This is a genomic window from Candidatus Aquicultor secundus, from assembly GCF_002791875.1.
In the GTDB taxonomy this organism is placed as follows: domain Bacteria; phylum Actinomycetota; class Aquicultoria; order Aquicultorales; family Aquicultoraceae; genus Aquicultor_A; species Aquicultor_A secundus.
In genome coordinates, this window is sequence record NZ_PFNG01000145.1 from 4,404 (window position 1) to 11,592 (window position 7,189).

At 46.6% G+C, this 7,189-nt stretch carries 10 protein-coding genes and 1 tRNA gene; 7 read left to right on the forward strand and 4 right to left on the reverse strand.

The features are described 5' to 3' along the window. Window positions 1-99 precede the first annotated feature (99 nt). A complete protein-coding gene (gene pstB / locus COY37_RS05955; protein WP_286678974.1) occupies window positions 100-879 on the forward strand; it encodes a phosphate ABC transporter ATP-binding protein PstB in 780 nt (259 codons plus the stop codon). A gap of 17 nt (window positions 880-896) precedes the next feature. Then, entirely contained in the window at window positions 897-1,529 is a 633-nt protein-coding gene (gene phoU, locus COY37_RS05960) for a phosphate signaling complex protein PhoU (RefSeq protein ID WP_286678975.1), read from the forward strand. Window positions 1,530-1,981: 452 nt separating this feature from the next. Here phoU and COY37_RS05965 read toward each other — a convergent pair whose 3' ends face one another. Beyond that, entirely contained in the window at window positions 1,982-2,341 is a 360-nt protein-coding gene (locus COY37_RS05965) for an STAS domain-containing protein (protein ID WP_286678976.1), read from the reverse strand. A gap of 268 nt (window positions 2,342-2,609) precedes the next feature. Here COY37_RS05965 and COY37_RS05970 point away from each other — a divergent pair, with 268 nt between their 5' ends. Both COY37_RS05970 and COY37_RS05975 read left to right on the forward strand, forming a co-directional pair. After that, window positions 2,610-3,443, forward strand: a complete 834-nt coding sequence (locus COY37_RS05970) for a DUF1385 domain-containing protein (protein ID WP_286678977.1) — start codon at window positions 2,610-2,612, stop codon at window positions 3,441-3,443. 258 nt (window positions 3,444-3,701) lie between these two features. Then, a tRNA-Gln gene (locus COY37_RS05975) sits at window positions 3,702-3,776 on the forward strand. Between the two features lie 167 nt (window positions 3,777-3,943). Here COY37_RS05975 and COY37_RS05980 read toward each other — a convergent pair. Together COY37_RS05980 and COY37_RS05985 are read right to left on the reverse strand one after the other, a co-directional pair. Then, window positions 3,944-4,351: a putative toxin-antitoxin system toxin component, PIN family gene (locus tag COY37_RS05980; RefSeq protein WP_286678978.1), complete on the reverse strand. Its 408-nt coding sequence runs from the start codon at window positions 4,349-4,351 to the stop codon at window positions 3,944-3,946. Further along, window positions 4,351-4,599 (reverse strand): ribbon-helix-helix domain-containing protein, encoded by a 249-nt coding sequence (locus tag COY37_RS05985; protein ID WP_286678979.1) that lies wholly within the window; start codon window positions 4,597-4,599, stop codon window positions 4,351-4,353. Before COY37_RS05985 ends, COY37_RS05980 begins: the two co-directional genes overlap by 1 nt. Before the next feature lie 498 nt (window positions 4,600-5,097). On the opposite strand from COY37_RS05985, the gene COY37_RS05990 reads away from it, so the two are divergent. From COY37_RS05990 to COY37_RS06000, 3 genes are read left to right on the forward strand one after another with little or no spacing between them, the layout of a single operon-like run. Beyond that, window positions 5,098-5,295 (forward strand): type II toxin-antitoxin system VapB family antitoxin, encoded by a 198-nt coding sequence (locus tag COY37_RS05990; protein ID WP_286678981.1) that lies wholly within the window; start codon window positions 5,098-5,100, stop codon window positions 5,293-5,295. Between the two features lies 1 nt (window position 5,296). Then, entirely contained in the window at window positions 5,297-5,653 is a 357-nt protein-coding gene (locus COY37_RS05995; RefSeq protein ID WP_286678982.1) for a type II toxin-antitoxin system VapC family toxin, read from the forward strand. Between the two features lie 35 nt (window positions 5,654-5,688). Then, window positions 5,689-6,207: an ester cyclase gene (locus COY37_RS06000; protein WP_286678983.1), complete on the forward strand. Its 519-nt coding sequence runs from the start codon at window positions 5,689-5,691 to the stop codon at window positions 6,205-6,207. On the opposite strand, the gene COY37_RS06005 is transcribed toward COY37_RS06000, so the two are convergent. After that, window positions 6,204-7,189 (reverse strand): hypothetical protein (locus COY37_RS06005; RefSeq protein ID WP_286976735.1); only part of this gene is annotated, 986 nt, incomplete at its 5' end. The genes COY37_RS06000 and COY37_RS06005 overlap by 4 nt on opposite strands.

Consider the following 7,189-nt stretch of genomic DNA (forward strand, 5'->3'; position numbering starts at 1 on the left):
TTACAATGTTGAAATCAATGTAGAAATAACTGATAATGAGTCATAATTTAGGCGCGCAGATGTCGGAGTAGTAGAGCATGCGCGAGGGTGACCAAGAATATGCAAGAAAAAACCAAAGTCGAGTTTAAAAACGTTTCGTTTTTCTATGGCTCGTTTAAAGCAATTGATAACGTGTCGTTTAAACTGCCGAAAAATCGGGTGACGGCGTTCATCGGCCCGTCCGGTTGCGGTAAATCGACGGTTCTTCGTATCATAAACAGGACGAACGAGATAACGATGAGCACCCGCGTAGAGGGCGAAGTGCTCATCGACGGCATCGATATTTACAAAAACGGCACCGACCCGGTGCAGCTTCGCAAGCGCGTCGGCATGGTGTTCCAGAAGCCGAACCCGTTTCCGAAAAGCATTTATGAAAACCTGGCGCTCGGCCCGAAAATACACGGCACGAAGAGAAAAAACCAGCTTGATGATATCGTTGAGGAAAGCCTCAAGAAAGCGGCGCTTTGGGACGAGGTAAAAACAACGCTGCATAAATCGGCGTTTCAGCTCTCGGGCGGGCAGCAGCAGCGCCTCTGCATCGCAAGGGCGCTCACAATTAAGCCCGAGCTTCTTCTTATGGACGAGCCATGCTCGGCCCTCGACCCAATATCAACGCAAAAGATTGAAGATCTTATCGATACCCTGAAATTAGATTACACAATTGTGATGGTAACCCATAACATGCAACAGGCTGCGCGCGTTTCCGATTATACGGCCTTTTTCCTGGTTGAAGAGACCGGCGCACCGGGCAAGCTTGTTGAATTCGGCGACACGTCCACCATATTCACCCGTCCTACAAATAAAAAAACGGAGGACTATATTACGGGACGCTTTGGCTAAAAGGGAGTACTTGGGCAGTGAGAAGAACCTTTCACGAGGAGCTAGAAGTCTTACATAAATCAGTGTTACAGATGGGATGTCTCGTCGAGGACGCGGTCAAGGGCGCTATCGTGACGATTACCGATACCGACCCGTCCCTCGTAACTAAGGTAATTGTCGGTGATGATAAAGTCGATCAGATATTCAATGAAATCGAGACCAATTGCTTTATGATGCTCGCCACCCAGCAGCCCGTAGCACGTGATCTACGGCTTATAGCCTGCAGTATCAGGATCATCAGTGACCTCGAGCGAATGGGAGATTTGGCACTAAACATCGCTAAAGCCTCTCCGGCGGTAAACGAAGGCAAGCCCTTGGTGGCCTCGGATGTCCTAACCAGGATGGGTAATGCCGTCTCACTCATGATCGATGACGCCCTGCAAGCGTTTACGAAATACGACGTAAGTCTCGCCGAGAGCGTGGAAGATCAGGACGACAAGATAGACGACATGTATATAGAGCTTTTCGGGAAGCTTTTTGATTACGGCGGCGACCACGAAATCAGTTGCGCCATAAAATCGGCCTTTGTCGGCCGCTACCTTGAGCGGATTGCAGACCACTGCGTTACCATCGCCGAGCGCGTAAACTTCCTCGTTAAAGGTATGGGATAAAGTATCCTAATCTTAAGTTTATCCTAATTCAATTACGCGGTGCAGAATTACGCCGTTTGTCTATGAAACATCGGGTTTAATGCCCTCTGGCAGCTGCAACACAATGAATCTTCAGGTTCTCTATAGAGGGACAACCTGCATCCACAGCGCTGACAAAACGCCAACTCCGTGACGCGTTTTGGTCCAGCGAGGACTTCTTCTAAAGTTTTTCCGTTGTTGCCGCTGAATGATATGCCGCGAACGATAGAACCTTTCATCTCTGGATCAATCCTTTCTATGTCTGGTTGGGTATTGCCAATAGTTAATTTAGTTTTATGGTTCCGCCGTATTTTTTCCCGAAAATAATCCTTCTAAACCTAGTAACGAAGAGATTTTTAAATAATTCTTCAATCAGTTGTTACTTAGGGGTGGGGTAGCTCGGCCGGCAAGCAGGCATCGAGAGGATGTATGTGCTATTCGTCCTGCATAAAGAGCTTATCAAGCCCGGTAATTTCGAAGATTCTTCGTATGTTGGGATGTGCGTTTTCAACTTTAACCGACGACACCCCGCCCAGGCGTTTTCTCAGCACGATGAGAAGCCTCAGAAAGTAGCTATCGGCAAACTCGAGTTCGCTTAAATCGAAGACCACTTTGTCGACCCCATTGAGCCTCCGCGATAACGCGCGCCTGAGTTTTGAGCTTCCCGACAGGTCGGCTTCACCGGCCAGGCGCACGGTGAGCGTGGTGTCGTCTCGCTCAAACTCGTACGCGACGGTGAGATCCGTCGGGCTCGGTCTCTTATGTGATTGTTGTCTTGAGTTTTTCTTTTCCATAGTAGAAGCTAATCCTTAATTCCTGATGCTTAACCACGTGTCGTGAACGTTCGCGAAGATCGCCGTTTATTGCAGATAACCCGCCCTATTATTGTTATGCGACTAAATACGCTCCGGCAAACTTAAGCTTAGAGATATTTTTTCATAAAAATAGCTGATACGGGCCCATATGGCCTGCCTGCCGGGCGACCCATTGCATCTTGTCGGTGTCCGGATATGCAGCTATACTTGAGAACAGCGTGTTTTTTTTAAACGATAGGTGAGATTATTGAGTAATATAAGGGTCGGCGGCCAGGCGTTTGGCGATGGCGTTTTAATGAGGACAAAAAAATACTGGGCACTTGTAAGAGAGGACGGCTCATCAGAGTTTGGCTCGGTTACCTCGTGGCTCGACCACCATCCGCGCTGGAACGTGTTCTTTATCCGATCGGTGGTTTCGTTCATCGAGATGGTAAAGTTCGGCTTCCAGACCTACCGGAAAAACCCGGCGGCCGCAAACCGCCGTCTGCTTCTCTGGGTAGGAATCTACATCGCCATTACACTACCCCTTTCGATGGTGGTCAGGGCATATGTCGGGTCGAGCTTACTGGTGAACGCTCTGTCTCAGTTTTTCTACCTGACGATAGCACTCTGGACGATCAGTAAGGGGATGACGGGCAGGATTTGGACATATCACGGCGCTGAGCACAAGGCTGTTAACGCATTCGAGCAGGATAAAGACCTGAACGATGCGGCACAGATCCAGAGCTGTTCCAGGATACATCCGAGGTGCGGCACGAACCTCGTGTTCATCATCATGGTCCTGACATCGCTCTACTTTCCATCGCCGGAAAGCAACGTCAATCTGGTGTTCTCCGGGGTGTACTCGATATTTGCGCTGACGATGTCGCTCGAGCTGTTCCGCCAGTTGATGAGATGGCCCAAGTTCATCTTGACCAAGATCATGCTTTTCGGCGGCCAGACGTTGCAGAAATTCGTCACCACAAAAGAGCCGGACGACGGCCAGGTCATGGTCGCAGCCAAAGCCCTGCAGCTGGTCTTGGCCCTCGAGTCCATGGACAGCAACCGCGAGGCACAAGTAACAACTGGTGCGGCTAATTAAAGATTGAGACTGGGACGTTAAAGGATTAAAACCGACGGAGGCCGAGCCAATCGGCCTCCTTAATTTTGTCGGCCACCGCCCGCCCTTAGGTGGACATTTCCCGCCCATTATGATATATTTTTCATCGCGCGAAGCACCAAGCGAAGTCGACTTGGCCTGCAAATCGCGAGAACCATCCATAAAAGCGATAGCTACCGGCGTAGCTATTATTTTTATGATGCAGAACTCAGACTTAACGACCGACGATAATAAAAATAGTGGGGCGTAGCCAAGCGGTAAGGCACGGGTCTTTGGCACCCGCATTCGAAGGTTCGAATCCTTCCGCCCCAGCCAAACGTCTTATTCGAACTCGAAGATAAAACAACACGACCTGGTCAAAAAAACTTTCTCGGCTCTAGAATCCTTTGCGTCAAGGTTTGCTAGCTTGTCTTCAGCGTCAGCTATCTCTTTGGCAATTCGTTCTTGCTCTTTTTTGTAAAGCGTAAAAGGCGTTCATATCTTTAGTCCTTTTGCTCCATAAGATATGTTAGATATTTTGGCTTTTGAATAGGGATATTTTCATATGCTTTAAGCCTTAAAAGGTGATTATCACCGGATATAATTATGTGCGCGTTCCCGGCAACAGCACATTCAAGCAATCGGTTATCAGGTTCGTCCTTCACAACTGAAAGCTTTACCTTTGGGTTATAGAGCTCGGCTAATCTGCTTGTTTGCCGCACGAATTGCTGAATTTTATGTTCAGGCCAGGAAAACTTCTCTCGAAGCTTGCTAGCCGTTTCATTGATGATGTCATTGGATGTAATCAAAATGACCTTATGCTTCTCAGCCAGCGCTAAAATCTGCCTGGGAGGGCCATCAAAAAGAAGCGCCGATATGTAGACGTTGGAATCAAAGACTACTCTTAGCATTATGCGGTCCCGTTAAGAATCTTGAACAGCTCATCCTCGTTTTTGATGCCAAAGCGTTTTGCTGTCTTTTCTCCAAACGCAAATAAATCCTGCCATTCCTCTTCGGCCTGGCGCTCTTTATAGACATGAACCATTTCACGCAAAAGTTCGCTCTTTGAGCGGCGCTCTTTTTTTGCTAAAACTTCAATTTCTTCCGCCATCTCGGGAGAGAGGGAAAAGGATAAAACTTTTGTTGTTCTACCCACCATAATCACCTCCATGTGTTAATACTTAGTAATACTGATATTATTTTACCTCATAATCGACTTTAATCAACAGGATTCTTACAAAAATGAACAATCTTGCTGTTCTTCGTTTCTCTCTATTGTTTAAACGCTTCCAAAAGCTTTAAGCGAAAATTCGCGAACTTTTCCGTTACCGAGAATCTATTTACAATCTCCTGAACACTAGAATTATTCATCCTTGGCATCAAAAGGTAAGCCGCAAAAACATCGGCCTGGCGTTCTTGAAACTTATCCCAAGGGTAGCTGCCGGATAAACTTGTTGTTTTCAACCGGACAAATACCGTCCACTTAGGACAGCCAAGATTCTTTAGCCGAAATTTTGAACCCTCCCAGGATTCTAACTTCTTAATCTGCTTGGTGTTGTTTTGCAACTCAGAGTAATTTCATAAATAAATCTACTTGATGTATGCATCTATAAGATGCATAATGATGCATATTATTATGAATACTAGGAGCAGGGTTATGAGAACTACACTAAACATTGATGATGAACTACTGGCAAAAGCAGAAGAAATAACCGGCATTAAGGAAAAAACGTCCTTAGTCAAACTGGGACTAGAAGCATTAATTGCGAGGGAAAGCAGCAAAAGGCTCGCAAAGTTAGGTGGGACTGAAAAAAACTTAAATATGGTACCGCGCAGACGATTAGCGAGCAAATAAAATGGTTTTAGTTGACACTTCAGTTTGGGTAGCGCATTTGCGCCAGGGAAATTCTGACCTTGAGATATTGCTGAACAACAGTGAGGTCATTTGTCATAAGTTTATTATTGGTGAACTTGCTTGCGGAAATATTAAGAATAGAGCAGAAATTCTGTCGCTTCTCAATGCACTTCCTAAGGCAACGCAAGCAAAACATGATGAAGTAATGCGTTTTATCGAAAATTATCGTCTTATGGGCGTAGGTTTAGGGTATATAGACGTGCATTTGCTTGCATCGACGCTCTTAACAAAAACTCCCATCTGGACATTTGACAAGAAATTGAATTCAATCGCAACAAAACTTAAGCTTGCGTTTTGATTATAGAATTACAGATGATTAGGAACACGAAATCTATGAAGAACACGGTCAACTTCCACCGAAAATTTGCCTCGCTATGTGATAAAATGCTTAAAGCCTTGGAAGGGGGATTTATGAAAAAGAGCGATATCTACACGATGATCGAGCAATGGGTTGATGTATGGAATGCCAGAGATATAGACCGCTTGAAATCCATGTATGCTCAAGATGCCATCCTATATCAGGGGCCGGTCAAAAAAGCTCTTAAAGGATGGGAATACATCCAGGCCAGGTTAGAAGACCTTACCGATGGATTTCCCGACGCTCAGATGAAGATTAATAATCTTCATGTTGATGGCAATATCGCTATCCTTGAATTTAATGAAACCGGAACGCATGAGGGGCGTTTTCTGGATTATGAGCCTACCGGCAACAAAATTGATTTTGATTCCTGCCTTGTTTTTAGAGTCAGCAATGGAAAGATCGTCAATCATACGACGTATGTTGATACGGCAACGATACTGCGATCCCTGGGGTTAATTAAGGTTGCCGGTGCTCGTCCCGAGGCAGCTTAGCGGTTTAGTTGAAAGACGAGGGACGAAGACGAGGGGACGATTGTAGAGAATACGCCGTGTTCATTGGTTGTCCCTGAATCATGCCAGGCAGTAAAACGCCTCGTATTAAAGCTAATATTTGTGCTGATAGCAACCGGGCTATTAGGCTTAGCTTTAACAACTACGCGGGCGCCTTTAACTATTTCATATAGCAGGAGCGGAGGTTTTTCTGAATCATAGTAGCTTATATAAAGCAGCCTAAAATGGTGCAAGGGGGATGTTACTCCAGATGATGCCAGGCGCGCGCTACTCCATACCATCCTGGCCGCCATGAGTTGCCCCACTTTGTTGGCGGGCAATTCGTCGCCTTTTAGTACCCTCACCGTTTTATCCGGGTTTGCCCCCGATATGCCTATCTTAGAAATATCGCCATGCCATACCGTAAGCCGACCACCCGCCACCACATATTTAACGTCGAGGCTTCTTAGCATGGCAAGCGCTTCATCCTCGCTTGTCGCCTGATAAAACCGTTCAGAGGCGATGATGCCCTTGATGCCGATCTCCTGGTTCGCCGAAGAGACCATAGCCCTCTGGCTCAAGTACTGAAGCTTACAGGCATCGGCCCAACTACACATAACGCTATAGCTTGGTTTCTTGGCGTAATCGTAAAAATCCCCCGGCACATCCGTGGAAGTTCTCATATATTGGGCCAGACCTGCCAGGTTGGCGTTAGATGCTGTGGGCGGCGTGTCTTTAATCGTAAACACCATAACAACAATCGCTGCAACTGCGCCGATCGCTGTTAGGAGGTTCCTGCCCATGAACGATGCGCGTGTGCTTTTTAGCCTCTCGCACACGAAATCTGCGCTTACCGAGATACCGAGCCCATATGCAATAACTGCGAAAATCGAGAAGTACGGGCTGTAATAATGAAGCGCTTGCAAGGTATAAAACCCTAATGCGAAGAGCATCGTGTAAAAGAAAATATGTTCAAAACTTGTCT